Annotated in this window: 15 protein-coding genes; 4 read left to right on the top strand and 11 right to left on the bottom strand. The window is 68.6% G+C overall.

Going from position 1 to position 15263, the window contains the following annotated elements:
* The first annotated feature begins 109 nt into the window (after window positions 1-109).
* Entirely contained in the window at window positions 110-1480 is a 1371-nt protein-coding gene (gene ltrA, locus LXM88_RS09605) for a group II intron reverse transcriptase/maturase (protein ID WP_412524130.1), read from the top strand.
* Window positions 1481-1607: 127 nt separating this feature from the next.
* On the opposite strand, the gene LXM88_RS09610 is transcribed toward ltrA, so the two are convergent.
* The 5 genes from LXM88_RS09610 to LXM88_RS09630 all read right to left on the bottom strand — a co-directional run bounded on the left by LXM88_RS09610 (window position 1608) and on the right by LXM88_RS09630 (window position 5672).
* Window positions 1608-2804 (bottom strand): pyridoxal phosphate-dependent aminotransferase, encoded by a 1197-nt coding sequence (locus tag LXM88_RS09610; RefSeq protein WP_262541643.1) that lies wholly within the window; start codon window positions 2802-2804, stop codon window positions 1608-1610.
* Between the two features lie 68 nt (window positions 2805-2872).
* Complete coding sequence (gene nusB, locus LXM88_RS09615) at window positions 2873-3310, bottom strand: transcription antitermination factor NusB (RefSeq protein WP_047900037.1); 438 nt, start codon at window positions 3308-3310, stop codon at window positions 2873-2875.
* Window positions 3307-3825 carry a 6,7-dimethyl-8-ribityllumazine synthase gene (gene ribH / locus LXM88_RS09620; protein WP_011351235.1) on the bottom strand — a complete coding sequence of 173 codons (519 nt, stop codon included), beginning with the start codon at window positions 3823-3825 and terminating at the stop codon, window positions 3307-3309. Before ribH ends, nusB begins: the two co-directional genes overlap by 4 nt.
* A 53-nt stretch (window positions 3826-3878) precedes the next feature.
* Window positions 3879-5021: a bifunctional 3,4-dihydroxy-2-butanone-4-phosphate synthase/GTP cyclohydrolase II gene (gene ribBA / locus LXM88_RS09625; protein WP_262541645.1), complete on the bottom strand. Its 1143-nt coding sequence runs from the start codon at window positions 5019-5021 to the stop codon at window positions 3879-3881.
* Between the two features lie 132 nt (window positions 5022-5153).
* A complete protein-coding gene (locus tag LXM88_RS09630) occupies window positions 5154-5672 on the bottom strand; it encodes a DUF1993 domain-containing protein (protein ID WP_262541646.1) in 519 nt (172 codons plus the stop codon).
* A gap of 272 nt (window positions 5673-5944) precedes the next feature.
* On the opposite strand from LXM88_RS09630, the gene LXM88_RS09635 reads away from it, so the two are divergent.
* Together LXM88_RS09635 and LXM88_RS09640 are read left to right on the top strand one after the other, a co-directional pair.
* On the top strand, window positions 5945-6547 hold the full coding sequence (locus LXM88_RS09635) for an O-methyltransferase (protein WP_262541647.1): 603 nt from the start codon (window positions 5945-5947) through the stop codon (window positions 6545-6547).
* Window positions 6544-7227, top strand: coding sequence for a GntR family transcriptional regulator (locus tag LXM88_RS09640; RefSeq protein WP_262541648.1), 684 nt, complete (start codon window positions 6544-6546; stop codon window positions 7225-7227). Before LXM88_RS09635 ends, LXM88_RS09640 begins: the two co-directional genes overlap by 4 nt.
* 91 nt (window positions 7228-7318) lie before the next feature.
* Here LXM88_RS09640 and LXM88_RS09645 read toward each other — a convergent pair whose 3' ends face one another.
* The 4 genes from LXM88_RS09645 to LXM88_RS09660 all read right to left on the bottom strand — a co-directional run bounded on the left by LXM88_RS09645 (window position 7319) and on the right by LXM88_RS09660 (window position 11022).
* Complete coding sequence (locus LXM88_RS09645) at window positions 7319-7948, bottom strand: riboflavin synthase (protein WP_262541649.1); 630 nt, start codon at window positions 7946-7948, stop codon at window positions 7319-7321.
* Window positions 7949-7962: 14 nt separating this feature from the next.
* Window positions 7963-9084: a bifunctional diaminohydroxyphosphoribosylaminopyrimidine deaminase/5-amino-6-(5-phosphoribosylamino)uracil reductase RibD gene (ribD, locus tag LXM88_RS09650; RefSeq protein ID WP_262541650.1), complete on the bottom strand. Its 1122-nt coding sequence runs from the start codon at window positions 9082-9084 to the stop codon at window positions 7963-7965.
* Between the two features lie 15 nt (window positions 9085-9099).
* Complete coding sequence (gene hemL, locus LXM88_RS09655; RefSeq protein WP_262541651.1) at window positions 9100-10383, bottom strand: glutamate-1-semialdehyde 2,1-aminomutase; 1284 nt, start codon at window positions 10381-10383, stop codon at window positions 9100-9102.
* A gap of 186 nt (window positions 10384-10569) precedes the next feature.
* Window positions 10570-11022: a hypothetical protein gene (locus LXM88_RS09660; RefSeq protein ID WP_174387715.1), complete on the bottom strand. Its 453-nt coding sequence runs from the start codon at window positions 11020-11022 to the stop codon at window positions 10570-10572.
* 248 nt (window positions 11023-11270) lie between these two features.
* On the opposite strand from LXM88_RS09660, the gene LXM88_RS09665 reads away from it, so the two are divergent.
* The gene (locus tag LXM88_RS09665) at window positions 11271-12488 is read left to right on the top strand and encodes a Bcr/CflA family multidrug efflux MFS transporter (protein ID WP_262541653.1); all 1218 of its coding nucleotides are present in this window, start codon (window positions 11271-11273) and stop codon (window positions 12486-12488) included.
* A 100-nt stretch (window positions 12489-12588) separates the two neighbouring features.
* Here LXM88_RS09665 and LXM88_RS09670 read toward each other — a convergent pair whose 3' ends face one another.
* Window positions 12589-14517, bottom strand: a complete 1929-nt coding sequence (locus tag LXM88_RS09670) for a bifunctional transcriptional regulator/glucokinase (RefSeq protein ID WP_262541654.1) — start codon at window positions 14515-14517, stop codon at window positions 12589-12591.
* Window positions 14495-15175 carry a 6-phosphogluconolactonase gene (pgl, locus tag LXM88_RS09675; RefSeq protein ID WP_262541655.1) on the bottom strand — a complete coding sequence of 227 codons (681 nt, stop codon included), beginning with the start codon at window positions 15173-15175 and terminating at the stop codon, window positions 14495-14497. The genes LXM88_RS09670 and pgl overlap by 23 nt, the downstream gene beginning before the upstream one ends.
* Window positions 15176-15263 lie beyond the last annotated feature (88 nt).

The following is a 15263-nucleotide window of genomic DNA, read 5'->3' on the forward strand; positions in this document are numbered from 1 at the left end:
CTTGTGCCTGAAAGGGCGACGGTGCTGAGCCGGAGCGAGAAGTCAGCAGAGGCCGTAGTAGCCGCTGGTATGGGGGCAAAGGGCCGAACGAGCAGGAGGGCCGAAGGACGTGTCGCTCGGACGTGCAGGGCATCAGAAGGCTACGCAGGTAGCGCGCAACGCGGGATGGCGAGGTGAAGCCGAGCCTGAAGCGAGGCGTGATGAAGCACGGACGGCGCGATACGAAACTGGAGGCTTGGGGCGAGACAGTCTGCTATCGCAGGCGCTCGCGAGAGCGAATCTGGTGATGGCGTGGAAACGCGTCAAAGCCAATCGTGGCAGTGCCGGGGTGGATGGGAAGTCGATTGCCGAGACGGCGGAACACCTCAAGACGCACTGGCCCGGGATTCGGGAAGCATTACTGGACGGCAGCTATCGGCCATGGCCGGTGCGGCGAGTCCAGATTCCGAAGCCGGATGGCGGGATGCGTGAACTGGGGATTCCAACGGTCGCGGATCGGCTGATCCAGCAAGCCCTGCTGCAAGTTCTGCAGCCCATCATTGATCCGACCTTCTCCGAACACAGCTACGGCTTCCGGCCGGGGCGTCGAGCGCGCGACGCGGTGCTGATGGCACAACGACACGTACAGGACGGCTACCGGATGGTGGTCGATGTGGATCTGGAGAAGTTCTTCGATCGGGTCAATCACGACATCCTGATGGAGCGGCTATCGAGGCGGATCGACGACAAGGCTGTGCTGCGGCTGATTCGTCTCTACCTTGTGGCCGGGATCATGGATGGCGGAGTGGTCAGTGAGCGATACGAGGGCACGCCGCAAGGCGGGCCGCTCTCGCCGCTGCTGGCCAATGTGCTGCTGGACGAGGTGGACCGGGAACTGGAGAGGCGCGGACACAGGTTCGTGCGCTATGCCGACGACTGCAACGTGTACGTGCGCAGTGGCCGGTCGGGCGAACGGGTGCTGGAAGGACTGCGCAAGCTCTACGATCGGCTCCACCTGAAGGTCAACGAGGCGAAGACGGCGGTCGCACCGGCGACCGGTCGCAAGTTCCTGGGCCACAGACTGTGGCGCGGCGCGGGCGGCCGGATCAAATGTGCGGTGGCCCGAAAGGCCCTGGAGACCTTCAAGCAACGCATCCGGGAACTGACCCGCCGCTCGGGCGGGAGAAACTTGCCAGAGGTAGCGGAGCGTCTGAGGGCGTACATGCCGGGTTGGAAGGCGTACTTCCAGTTGGCGCAGACGCCCAAGGTGTTCCGCGAACTCGACAAGTGGATCCGGCACAGGTTGCGCGCGATGCAGCTCAAGCACTGGCGCCGTGGCACGACGATGTATCGGGAATTGTTGGCATTGGGTGCCTCGGAGGCGGACGCTCGCAAGGTGGCCGCGAACAGCCGGAGCTGGTGGCACAACAGCCGCCTGTTGCTGAACCGAGCGATGCCTGTTGCCTACTTCGACCGACTTGGGGTGCCTCGGCTCTCGTAACCTCAACTGCTCGAACCGCCCGGTGCGGACCCGCATGCCGGGTGGTGTGGGAGGGGATCGGCCAGATCAACTGGCCGCCCCTATCCCGATTGCGGTGCGCGGAACGGCCGGCGTGCGGGCCGCGGTGTCAGTGCTGCCCGAACAGCGTCGCGAGCCGTTCGACTGCCTCTTCGAGCCGCGAGTAGGCCGTTGCATAGGAAAGCCGGATGTAGTCTCGCGGCGCATGGACGCCGAAATCCATGCCGGGCACCAGCACGACGCCCGCGTCGTGCAGCATCGCCTGCGTGAGCGCGGCGCTGTCGCCGGCCGCCGGGTGCGCGACGCCGCCGCAATGCGCATACACGTAGAACGCGCCGTCGGGCATCACCGGAACCGTGAAGCCGAGCCGTTCGAGCGCCGGTGCGATGAAATCGCGGCGGCGCTTGAATTCGAGCCGGCGCGCTTCGTAGATGTCGAGCGTGGCTGGCTCGAAGCACGCGAGCGCCGCGTGCTGCGCGAGTGCGGACGGGCAGATGAACAGGTTCTGCGAAAGCTTCTCGAACGTACCGACCAGCGCGGGCGGCACGACGAGCCAGCCGAGCCGCCAGCCAGTCATGCTGAAATACTTCGAGAAGCTGTTCACCGTGACGACATCGTCGCCGAACGACAGCGCCGACACGGGCGCAGCGTCATAGCTGAGCCCCTGATAGATCTCGTCGACGATCGTGAAGCCGCCGCGTGCGCGTACGGCTTCGACGATCCGCTTCAGTTCGTCCGGCTCGAGCGACGTGCCGGTCGGGTTCGACGGCGACGCGAGCAGCACGCCGCGCGTGCGGTCGTTCCAGCGCGTGCGGACGTCGTCCTCGGTGAGCTGGAAGCGCGCGTCCGGGCCGCTCGGCACGAGCACAGCGCGGCCTTCGGCCGCCGCGACGAAGTGCCGGTTGCACGGATACGACGGGTCGGGCATCAGCACCTCGTCGTCGCGGCCGACGAGCGCGAGGCACGCGAGCAGCAGCGCGGCCGATGCGCCGGCCGTCACGACGATCCGTTCGGGGCTGATCGTGAGGCCGTACGCGCGCGCGTAGTGCGCGGCGATCGCTTCGCGCAGCGGCGCAATGCCGAGCGCGCTCGTGTACTGCGTGACGCCGCGGCGCAGCGCGGCCGCGGCCGCTTCGACGACAGGCTCCGGCGCGGTGAAATCCGGTTCGCCGATGCCCATGTGGATAACATCGCGCCCGGAGGACTCGAGCCGCTGTGCCTCCTTCATCAGTTCCATCACGTAGAAGGGCTGGATCGCGTCGACGCGTGCGGCGAGCGTGACGAGCGAATCGGCGGTGGTATTCATCGGTCGGGCGGGCGGAGGAGGGAGAATGAAAAACGGGCGCTTGCGCGCCCGTGGACAAACAAACGGTATCAGCCGTTGCGGCGCGCCTGCGTTTCGGCGGGGCGCAGCTTCGCGGCGAGCTTGTCGAGTACGCCGTTCACGTACTTGTAGCCGTCGGAGCCGCCGAACGTCTTCGCGAGTTCGACAGCTTCGTTGATGATCACGCGGTACGGCGTTTCGACATGGTGCGTGAGCTCGAACGTCGCGATCAGCAGCACCGCGCGTTCGACCGGCGACAACTGTTCGATCGGGCGGTCGAGCGACGGCGTCAGCGCTTCGACGAGCGTCGCGTGTTCGCGGATCACGCCGTGCAGGATGGCTTCGAGCAGCTCCTTGTCAGCCTTGTCGTAACCGAGCGCGCCGCGCAGCTGCGCGTCGATCTCGCCGGAGGCCGCGTTCGACAGCAGCCACTGATACAGGCCCTGCGTCGCCAGCTCGCGCGATTGTCGGCGGGCGCTCTTCTTCATGCGCGCTCCTCTTCGTCGTCTTCGTCTTCTTCCTCGTCCTCATCGTCGTCGCCGAGCTGGTCGAGTGCCATCGTCAGGTTGGCCATCTCGACGGCGACGCGCGCGGCGTCACGACCCTTTTCGGTCATGCGCGCGACGGCCTGCTCGTCGTTTTCGGTCGTCAGGACCGCGTTCGCGATCGGCAGGTTGAAGTCGAGGCCGATGCGGGTGATGCCCGCGCCGCTCTCGTTCGACACGAGTTCGAAGTGGTAGGTCTCGCCGCGGATCACCGCGCCGAGCGCGATCAGCGCGTCGAACTGGCCGCTTTCCGCGAGCTTCTGCAGTGCGAGCGGGATTTCCAGCGCGCCGGGCACCGACACGAGCAGCACGTCTTCACCGGTGACGCCGAGGCGCTCCAGTTCTTCGACGCACGCGTCGGCGAGACCGTTGCACACGGGTTCGTTGAAGCGCGATTGCACGATGCCGATACGCAGGCCGTCGCCTTCGAGATTCGGTTGGTATTGTCCGATTTCCATGATCTTGTCCGTGGTGTGGATGAACGGTTATAGGGCGAAAGCGCCGTGGCGGGTTACGCGTGGGACGCCGGGCAGGACTTGGCTTCGCCGCCGGGCATCGGAATGAAGCCCGTGACTTCGAGGCCGTAGCCGGACATGCTGCCCAGCTTGCGCGGATTCGACAGCACCTGCATCTTGCCGACGCCGACATCGCGCAGGATCTGCGCGCCGATGCCGAACGTCTTGAAATCGACCGGCCGGCGCTTCAGCGCAGCAGCCTTTTCTTCCTCGTCGAACGCCTTGAAGACGTCGATCAGGTGTTCCTTCGTGTCGCCGCAGTTGAGCAGCACGATCACGCCGAGGTCGCGTTCCGCGATGTCGCGCATCGCGGCGTCGAGCGTCCACGAGTGCGTCGACACACCTGTTTCGAGCAGGTCGAGCACCGACAGCGGCTCGTGCACGCGCACCGGCGTATCGACGTCGGGCGACGGCGCGCCGCGCACTAGCGCGATGTGCGGCGAACCGCTCGGCTGGTCGCGGTACAGCACCGCGCGGAACGTGCCGTGCGCGGTCTGCATCGTGCGCTCGGCGATCCGCTCGATGATCGATTCGGTGCGGCTGCGGTACTGGATCAGGTCGGCGATCGTGCCGATCTTCAGATCGTGTTCCTTCGCGAATTCGATCAGGTCGGGCAGGCGCGCCATCGTGCCGTCGTCCTTGATGATCTCGCAGATCACCGCGGCCGGCGTGAGGCCCGCGAGCGCGGTGAAGTCGCAGCCGGCCTCGGTGTGGCCCGCGCGCACGAGCACGCCGCCCGGCTGCGCCATGATCGGGAACACGTGACCCGGCTGCACGATGTGCTCGGGACGCACGTCGTGCGCGACCGCCGTGGCGATCGTATGCGCACGGTCGGCGGCCGAGATGCCGGTCGTCACGCCTTCGGCCGCTTCGATGCTGACCGTGAACGCGGTGCCGTACTGCGTGCCGTTGCGGTAGGTCATCAGCGGCAGGTGCAGCTGCTTGCAGCGTTCCTGCGTCAACGTCAGACAAACCAGGCCGCGGCCGTACCTGGCCATGAAGTTGATCGCTTCCGGCGTGACGAATTCGGCGGCGATCACGAGGTCGCCCTCGTTTTCGCGGTCTTCTTCGTCGACCAGGATCACCATCCGGCCGGCTTTCAGCTCGGCGATGATGTCGAGCGTGGAGGCGAGCGTCATAAGGGGGCGAGAAAGAGGAAAGTGCGTATTTTACGCCAGCCGGACGGCGTTTCGGCTGGCGCGGGTTGCGCTCGATCGGCAAGCGCTCCGGAAGGCGGTGCGGCCGGCCTGCGCGGCAGGCCCGACCACGCGTCATGCGCGCTCGTCACGCCCGCCGAGGTAGTCGAGCTTGCCGAGCTCGACGCCGCTGTGGCGCAGGATGTCGTACGCGGTCGTCACGTGGAAGAAGAAATTGGGCAGCACGAAGTCCAGCAGGTACGACTGGCCGGTGAACTCGATCGGGCCGACGCGCATCTTCAGCACGATCTGGCGCGCCTCGCTGCCGTCGATCTGCGCGGCGTCGAAGCTTTTCAGGTAGTCGATCGTCTTCTGGATGCGCGCGTGCAGTTCGTCGAAGGTCTGCTCGACGTCCGGGTAGCTCGGGATCTCGGCGCCGGCGAGCCGCGCCGCGCAGCCCTTGGCCGTGTCGGTCGCGATGTAGACCTGGCGGACGAGCGGCAGCATGTCCGGGTAGAGGCGCGCGCCGACGAACACCGACGGGTCGATCTGCTTCTCGGCCGCGTGCGCCTGCGCCTTGCCGAGGATGTGCTGCAGGTTGGTCAGGCCGCGGATCAGGACGGGCAGCGAAGCCTGGTACATCGAGATGGACATGGGAACGACTCCTGTGGGAAGAGGGCGGCGCGGTACGCGGCGCGTCGTGCGTTGCGGCGTTGAAACCGCTGTCGACGCATCTTAGCGCGACGGCATGACCCGTGCGCGTCGTTGGCCGTTCGGCCGGCTCTCGTTACAGCGACCGGCCGGCGAGCGCGATGCAGCCGCCATGATTGCGCCGGAATACCGGACCTGACCGGCACCGCGCGTCGATCCGTAAAAGGTCGTATCATGAAACACGAAACACGAAATATGAAGCGATGGAGACCGACATGATCGAACTCGACGGCGCCGCGTCGGCCGTACTTGCCCGGCTGGCGTCCTTCGGCCAGGAAAACGATGCGCAGATGGCCGACCGCAGCCGCAAGATGCTGAACCTCGAGCCGCCCACGGCCGAACTGCTGTACCTGCTCGTCATCGGCGCGCGGCGCCGGCGCATGCTGGAGATCGGCACGTCCAACGGCTACAGCGCGATCTGGCTCGCCCATGCGCTGCGCGAAACGGGCGGGCAGCCGCTCGTCACCGTCGAGTTTTCGCCCGACAAGGCCGAGCAGGCCAGGGCTAACCTGCGGGCGGCGGCGCTGCAGGACTGGGCACAGGTGATCGAAGGCGATGCGACGCAGGTCTGCGCGGCCGTGACCGGCCCGTTCGACTGCGTGTTCTTCGATGCCGACCGCGTGAGCGCGCCGCAGCAGCTCGCGCACCTGTTGCCGAAGCTGACGCCCGACGCGCTGCTCGTCGCGGACAATGCGCTGTCCCATCCGGACGAGATCGCCGGCTATCTCGCCGCGGTCGATGCGCTACGGCAGTTCGACACGACGATCGTGCCGGTCGGCAAGGGTCTCCACATCGCCCGTCGCCGGAGGCCGGCATGACGCGCGCGACGCTCGAGCGCACGACACTGGGGCGCGACGCATACGGGGCAATCAGGGAGATGCTGGTCGACGAGGCGCGCTTCGCGGCGGGCGAGAAGATCAGCATCGAAGCGCTGTCGCGCGACCTCGGCATCAGCCGCTCGCCGGTGTGGGCGGCTGTGTCGCGCCTCGAAGCCGAGGGGCTGCTGCAGGTCGTGCCGCGCCAGGGCGTCTTCGTGATCGCCTTCGACCGCGCGCGGATCGTGGCCATCTTCGAGGCGCGCGAGGCGCTCGAGGGCATGGCCGCGCGCCTGGCGGCGCTGCGCATGACGCCCGACGATCACGCGGCGCTGGACGAAGCGTTGACGCGACAGGCGCGCGCGGTCGCCACGCGCGACGGCGATGCATACCGCATCGCCAACCTCGACTTCCACCACGGGTTGCTCGCAACGGCGCGCAACACGACGATCGAGACGTCGCTCAGGGCGCTGTATGCGCAGGTGCAGACGATGTGTGCGGGCGGTGCGAGTCCGATGGACGACTGGGAGCGATTGGGCGGGAATGTCGCCGAACACCGGCAGGTGTTCGACATGATCGCGAAGCGCGATGCGGATGCCGCGGAGCGCGCGGCGCGCGAGCATGTCCGGCAGTTGCTCGACACGATTCTGGCGCGGGCAGGCGGAGAGGGCGCGGATGCGTGATCGCCTGTCGGGCGACGCCAACGACGACGAAGAAAAGCGGCGGCGGTCCGGACTCGGGCCGTTGGCCGCCCGGTCGGGACCGCGAGCGCGATCAGTCCTGATGCGTGCCCTGCGACGTCGACAGCATTCGCTCCACATACCGCGCGATCATGTCGACTTCCAGATTGACCTTGTCGCCGGCCTTCACGTGGCGCAGCGTCGTGACCTCGACCGTATGCGGAATCAGGTTGATCGAGAATTCGCAGCCGTCCGCGCGATCGTCGATCGTGTTGACGGTCAGGCTCACGCCGTTGACCGTGATCGACCCCTTGTACGCGAGATAACGACCGAGCTCGCGCGGCGCGACGATCCGCAGCTCGTGCGACTCGCCGACCGGCGCGAAGCGCGACACGGTGCCGAGGCCGTCGACGTGGCCCGACACGATGTGCCCGCCGAGGCGGTCGTGCGCGCGCAGCGCCTTCTCGAGGTTCACTTCGCCGGGTTGCGCGAGGCCGACCGTGCGGTTCAGGCTTTCGCGCGACACGTCGACGTCGAACGCGGCGTCGGTCTTTTCGATCACCGTCATGCACGCGCCCTCGATCGCGATGCTGTCGCCGAGCGCGACATCGGCGAGGTCGAGCCCGCCGGCCAGCACGGTCAGGCGCACGCCCGCATCGGCCGACGTGCCGAGCGGATCGATCGATTCGATGCGGCCGACGGCCGCGACAATTCCGGTAAACATCGTGACGATCCCGTTCAGTGCGTGGCGTCGGGCGGCGCGACCCGCGCCAGGATCCGCAGATCGTCGCCGATCCGCTCGATACCGTGGAACGACAGTCGCGTGCGTGCGTCGAGACTCGCCGGTGCGGCGAGGTCGAACATGCCGGCCGCGTCGGCGCCCAGCAGGCTCGGCGCGAGATAGACGAGCAATTCGTCGACGCATTGCTCGCGCAGCAGCGAGCCGTTCAGCTTGTGGCCGGCCTCGACGTGCAACTCGTTGACGCCGCGCGCGCCGAGCGCCGCCAGCATCGCGGGCAGGTCGACCTTGCCGTGCGCATTCGCAAGCGGCACGATTTCCGCGCCGCGCGCCTTCAACACGTTCGCGCGCATTTCGCCGCTCGCGTCGAGCCGGCCGCAGAAGATCAGCAGCGGCGCGCCTTCGAGCAGCTGCGCGTCGAGCGGCAGGTCGAGGCGGCTGTCGACCAGCACGCGCTGCGGCTGGCGCGGCGTGTCGATGCCGCGCACGGTCAGCAGCGGGTTGTCCTCGCGCACGGTGCCGATCCCGGTGAGGATCGCGCACGCGCGCGCACGCCATGCGTGCCCGTCGAGGCGCGCGGCGTCGCCGGTGATCCACTGGCTTTCGCCGGACGGCAGCGCGGTGCGGCCATCGAGCGATGCGGCGGTCTTCATCCGCACCCACGGGCGGCCGCGCGTCATCCGCGACACGAAACCGATGTTCAGCTCGCCGGCTTCATGCGCGAGCAGCCCGCAGCGCACGTCGATGCCCGCGTCGCGCAGCATCCCGAGGCCGCGCCCCGACACCTGCGGGTTCGGGTCTTCCATCGCCGCGACGACCTTCGCGACGCGCGCTTCGATCAGCGCGTTCGCGCACGGCGGCGTGCGGCCGAAATGGCTGCACGGCTCGAGCGTCACGTAGACGGTCGAGCCCGAGACGTCGTGGCCGCGCGAGCGCGCGTCCTTCAGCGCCTGCACTTCCGCGTGGTCCTGGCCGGCCGGCTGCGTGAAGCCTTCGCCGATCACGTCGCCGTCCTTGACGATCACGCAGCCGACGCGCGGATTCGGCGCAGTCGTATACATGCCGCGCGCCGCGAGCGCGAGCGCGCGCTCCATGTGGGCGAAATCGATATCCGAGAACATGCGCGCGGCCCCGGGTCAGGCGGCCAGTGCCGCAAACGCGCGGCGCGCGGCCGCGAGCGTCGCGTCGATCACCGCGTCGTCGTGCGTGCTCGACACGAAACCTGCCTCGTACGCGGACGGCGCGAAGTACACGCCTTCGTCGAGCATCAGGTGGAAGAAGCGGTTGAAGCGTTCGGTATCGCTCTTCGTGACTTCCGCGAAGCTGGTCGGCACGCGCTCCGCGAAGTAGAGGCCGAACATCGCGCCGATCGAGTCGGCCGCGAACGGCACGCCGGCCGCGCGCGCTTCGGCCGCGAGGCCGTCGGCGAGACGCTTCGTCTGCGCGGTGAGCGCGTCGTAGAAGCCGGGCGCCTGGATCAGTTGCAGCGTCTTCAGGCCCGCGGCGACCGCGATCGGGTTGCCCGACAGCGTGCCGGCCTGGTACACGCCGCCGAGCGGCGCGAGGTGGGCCATGATGTCGCGGCGGCCGCCGAACGCGGCGGCCGGCATCCCGCCGCCGATCACCTTGCCGAGGCAGGTGAGGTCGGCCGTGATCCCGTAGTACGCCTGCGCGCCGCCGAGCGCGACGCGGAAACCGCACATCACCTCGTCGAAGATCAGCACGGCGCCGTGCTTCGTGCACAGTGCGCGCAGCGCGCTCAGGAATTCGGGCGTGCCGCGCACGAGGTTCATGTTGCCCGCGACGGGCTCGACGATCACCGCGGCGATCTCGTCGCCGAACGCGCCGAATGCTTCCTCGAGCGCGGCGACGTTGTTGTATTCGAGGACGGTCGTGTGCTTCGCGATGTCGGCGGGCACGCCGGCCGACGTCGGGTTGCCGAACGTCAGCAGGCCCGAGCCGGCCTTCACGAGCAGGCTGTCCGCGTGGCCGTGGTAGCAGCCCTCGAACTTGACGATGCGGCTGCGGCCCGTGAAGCCGCGCGCGAGACGCAGCGCGCTCATCGTGGCCTCGGTGCCGCTCGACACCATCCGCACCTGCTCGATCGACGGCACGAGCTTGCAGATTTCCTCGGCGATCTCGATCTCGGCCTCGGTCGGCGCGCCGAACGAGAAGCCGTCGGCGAGCACGTTCTGCACGGCCGACAGCACGTCCGGATGCACGTGGCCGACGATCATCGGGCCCCACGAGCCGATGTAGTCGATGTACTGCTTGCCGTCGGCATCCCAGAAATACGGGCCTTGCGCGCGCGCGACGAAACGCGGCGTGCCGCCGACCGAACGGAATGCGCGCACCGGCGAGTTGACGCCGCCGGGAATGGTCTTTTGGGCGCGTTCGAAGAGGATCTGATTGTTGGACATGGGCGAAACCTGCGAGAGAAGGGCGCGGGGGCCTGTGCACGGGCCGCGGCGCCTGGGCGGAACGATCGTCTGATTGTACCGGAGACGCGCGCGGCGGGCCCGCCGGGCGGTCTGCGGCCTTTCGGCGCGCGGGGAGATGCGCGGGGACCGGAAACGAGGCCCGATTCGACCCGGCCATCCATCCGGCTATCGCGGCGGCTTGCGCTTGCCGGTCAGCTCGGCCCAGCGTTTCTCGAGCGGGCCTTCGACCATCGGCTTGATCGACGTGCCGGAGCTCTGCGCATCCCAGGTCTGTACCGAGTACGGGTGGACGCGCAGTGCGTCGCGCGCGATCACGACGTCCTGGTGCGCGTCGACCAGCCAGTCGTACACGAAGTCGATGCACAGCCGGTAACCGCGCTTCGTCGACGGATCGGCAACCTCGTACGGTGCGCGCGTCACATAGCCGGAGCCGAACACACCCTTCGGTTCCTTCGCGACGCGGTGCAGGAATACGCGGTCGCCGGGCAGGATGCCGCGCGCGAAGCCGCAGCCCCACACGTCATGCACGGCCTCGCCGGCCTTCACGCGCGCGGCGACGTCGGGCAGCTCGGGCCATGGCCATTTCTTGGGGCTCCAGATCAGCAGGAAAGCGGTCATCGGTTCGGTCGTGCGTCGAATTGGTCAGACAAGAACAGCAGGCAGCAGCAAGCTTAATCGAATCCGCACACGGGCTCGCGCGGCAAACGCGCCGCGCCGGCGTTTCCCGGCCCGCCGCCGCACGCGGCCCGCAGCACGCAAAAAAGTTGCGCGTACAATCATGGGCCTGAACGCGCCGTCCGCGGCGCGGCCTCCCGCTTTCACCGCCACGCGCGCCCCGATGCGCGCGGGCTCCATTCCGGATACCCATGCCTCACGTCGTCCGGCGCCGGCCCGATGCCCGGCTGATCCTGTTGCTCGGTGCGCTCGCCGCCTGCGGGCCGATCGCCACCGACATGTACCTGCCGAGCCTGCCGTCGATCGCCGCCGGCTTCTCCGTCAGCCCCGGCGCCGCGCAGCGCACGCTGACGAGCTTCATGGCCGGCTTCTCGGTCGGCATGCTGCTGTACGGCCCGCTGTCCGACACGTGGGGCCGCCGCCCCGTGCTGCTCGGCGGCATTGCGCTGTTTACGCTCGCGAGCGTAGGCTGCTTCGTCGCGGGCTCGATCGACATGCTGATCGTCGTGCGCTTCCTGCAGGCGCTCGGCGCCGGCGCCGCGTCGGTGCTCGCCCGCGCGATCGCGCGCGACGCGCACGAGCCGAGCGACGCGGCGAAGGTGCTGTCGATGGTCGCGATCGTCACCGCGGTCGGGCCGCTGCTCGCGCCGCTGATCGGCGGCCAGATCCTGCGGTTCTCGGGCTGGCGCGGCGTGTTCGTGGTGCTGGCCGTGTTCGGCGCGGTGTGCGCGGCGACCGCGTACCTGCGCGTGCCCGAAACCTGGCCGAAGGAGCGGCGCAAGAGCACGGCCGTGCTTGCGTCGTTCGCGTCGTACGGACGCATCCTGTCCGACCCCGTCGCGTGGGGGCACATGCTGTGCGGCGGGATGGCGTTCGCGTCGATGTTCTCGTACATCACCGCGACGCCGTTCGTGTACATCGAGTATTTCCACGTGTCGCCGCAGCACTACGGGCTGCTGTTCGGGCTGAACGTCGTCGGGATCATGATCGGCAACTTCGCGAACACGCGGCTCGTCGGCCGCATCGGCTCGCTGCGCATCATCGCGGCCGCGTCGCTCGTGAGCTGCATCGCGTCGCTCGCGGTCGCGCTCGTCGCGCTGACCGGGTGGGGCGGGTTGTGGTCGATCGTCGTGTGCCTGTTCTTCGTCGTCGGCGTGGTCGGGATCCTGTCCGCGAACTGCACGACCGACCTGATGCATCGTTATCCGCACAACGCGGGCGCGTCGGCCGCCGTGTTCGGCGCGATGCAGCTCGCGCTCGGCGCGGTCGCGAGCGTCGCGATCGGCGCACTCGCGGACGGCACGCCGTTCGCGATGGGCGTGACGATCGGCGTTACGGGCGTGCTGTGTTTTGCCGGCCGCTACCTCGTGCTGCGCTGGCACGGGCGGCCGGTGAAAGCGGGTGCCTGAGCCGGCAGCCGGGCCGCACCATGAAAAAACGCCACCGCGCGCGATGCGCCGGTGGCGTTTTTCGTTGGGGTGCAGGAAGCGGCTGACGCCGCGCCGTGCATCAATCCCGCGCGACGTCCTTCGCCGCCGGCGACGCGCCGTGGCTCAGCCAGTCGAGCACGTCGGCCGTTTCGTCGTCGCTGGCGCGAGCCTTCGCCTGCGCGACGGCCTCGGGCAGCTCGCCGTTCGTCGACGCGCGGCGGATCGCGACGCCGACCGCGAGGATGTCGATCATCAGCAGATGCAGGATCCGCGAGATCATCGACAACTGCGACTCGCGCATCTCGATGTGGTCGGTTTCGAGCGCGACGGTCGCGCGCTTCGCGAGCGGCGTGTTGCTCGACGTGATCGCGATCACCTTCGCGCCGGCCTGCATCGCGACGTCGAGCACGCGCAGCAGCTCCGGCGCGCGCCCCGACTTCGACACCGCGACGATCACGTCGCCCTTGCCGAGCAGCGCGGCCGACGCGGCCTGCATGTACAGGTCGCCGTATGCGATCGTCGGAATCCCGAAGCGGAAGAACTTGTAGTGCGCGTCCTGCGCGACGATGTTCGAGTTGCCGAGCCCGTAGAACTCGATGCGCCGCGCGCCGTTCAGGATCTCGATCGCGTTCTCGACATGCTCGAAGTTCAGGTGCTCGCGCAACTGCAGGATCGCCGACACCGTGTTGTCGAGCACTTTCGCGCCGAAGTCGGTGGCCGTGTCGCCGAGATGCACCTGGCTGTGGCTCATCGGGATCGTGCCGGTCAGGCCGGTCGCGAGCTTCAGCTTGAAGTCCGACAGCCCCTGGCAGCCGAGCGAGCGGCAGAAGCGGATCACGGTCGGCTGGCTCACGTCGGCCTTGCGCGCGATGTCGACGATCGGATCGTTGATGATCGAGCGCGGATGGTTCAGCGCGAGATCGGCAACGCGGCGCTCGGCCGGCGTCAGCGCATCGCGCATCTGGCGGATCCGCTCGAACACGGCCGACGACGCACCGCCCGAGCGGTTCGACAACTGCTCCGCGAGGATCGCCGACACGCCGAGGAACGCCGGGTATTCGGCGGTGATCAGGTAGGTCGGGATGTTCTCGAGATAGTGCGTGAAGCGGCCCTTCGCCTCGAAGCGCGCGCGGAACGACGAGCGCGTGAACAGTTCGCCGAGCTTCAGCGCGACGCCGCCGCCGATGTACACGCCGCCGAGCGCGCCGAGCGTCAGCGCGACGCTGCCCGCGAACGAGCCGAGGATCCCGCAGAAGCATTCGACCGTTTCGAGCGCGAGTGCGTCGCCCGCATGCGCGCGCTCGACGATCTCCACCGTGTCGATGGTCGCCGCGACGCGCTTCTTGTCGCGCGCGGCGAGCGCGCGATAGATGATCTCCATGCCGGGGCCCGCGCACACGCGTTCGAACGACACGTGCGGAAACTTCTTGCGCGCGTACTGCAGCACCAGGTCCTCGCGCTCGTCCTGCGGCGCGAACGACGCGTGGCCGCCCTCGCTGCCGAGCGCGATCCAGCGATCGTCGGCCGGAATCAGCCCCGACACGCCGAGCCCGGTGCCGGGCCCGAGCAGCCCGATCACGCTGTTCTGGCGGCGCGCGCCGCCGCCGACCTGCACGCGCTGCGCGTCGGTCAGGCCCGGCAGCGCCATCGCGAGCGCGGTGAAGTCGTTGACGACGAGCAGCGTGTCGAAGCCGAGCGCACGGCGCGTCGCCTCGATCGAGAAGCTCCAGTCGTGGTTGGTCATCGTGACCTGATCGCCGTCGACCGGATTGGCGATCGCGATCGCCGCGTGGTTCACGCGGCTGATCTTCACGTCCTTCAGGTACTTGCGGATCGCGTCGGTGATCGTCGGATAGTCGGCGCCGGGATACACGCGGATCTGCGTGATTTCGCCCGGGCCGGTTTCCAGCGCGAAGCGCGCGTTGGTGCCGCCGACGTCCGCGAGCAGGCGCGGGCCGTCGGCATGCTGTCCCGCGACGACCGCCTTACTTTGCGCACCAGTAGACATCGAGCTGGGTCCCCTTGTCGTTGGCCAGTTGGGAAATCGCGTTCTTCTGCAGCGACGCGGCCGCGGCGTCGAGCACTTCACGTTTGCGGGCGCCCGCGATCAGCAGGAACAGCCGGTCGACGCGCTTCAGCGCATCGAGCGAAAAGCTCACGCGCGCATGCGGCGCGGCGCCCGGGTGCACGGCGACGAAACGCTCGGGCGTCGCGATCGCGTGGTCCCATTCGGGCGCATCGGCGAAGATCGACGCGGTGTGGCCGTCCTCGCCCATGCCGAGCACCGCGACGTTCGGCACGCGGTAGTCGGCGTTCGCGTTGAGGGCGGCGACGTGCGCGTCGAGCGTGGCGCGCGTGTCGACGAGCGGCAGGAAGCGGGCAGGGGCCGCCGCGTGCTGCAGCAGCGTGTCGCGCACGAGGGTCGCGTTGCTGGCCGTGTCGTCCTCCGGCACCCAGCGGTCGTCGACCAGCGTCACGTCGACGCCGGCCCAGTCGAGCGCCGCATGCGACAGCGTTTGCAGGAACGGGCGCGGGCTCGTGCCGCCGGACACCGCGAGCGTCGGGCGCGCGGGGCCGGCGAGCGCGGCGCGCAGCGCATCGCCGACGGCGCGCGCGAGCGCTTCGCTTTGCGCTTCCTGGGTGTCGAAAGCGTGGATCTCGATCACATCTCCTCCGGACTGCTTTGTCTGTTCAAATCGTTGGAATCGTGGGGCACGTTGCCGGACGCGGTGGCGCGCACGGCAACGGCTTGCA

It is taken from the genome of Burkholderia sp. S-53, assembly GCF_025560745.1.
GTDB lineage: Bacteria > Pseudomonadota > Gammaproteobacteria > Burkholderiales > Burkholderiaceae > Burkholderia > Burkholderia pyrrocinia.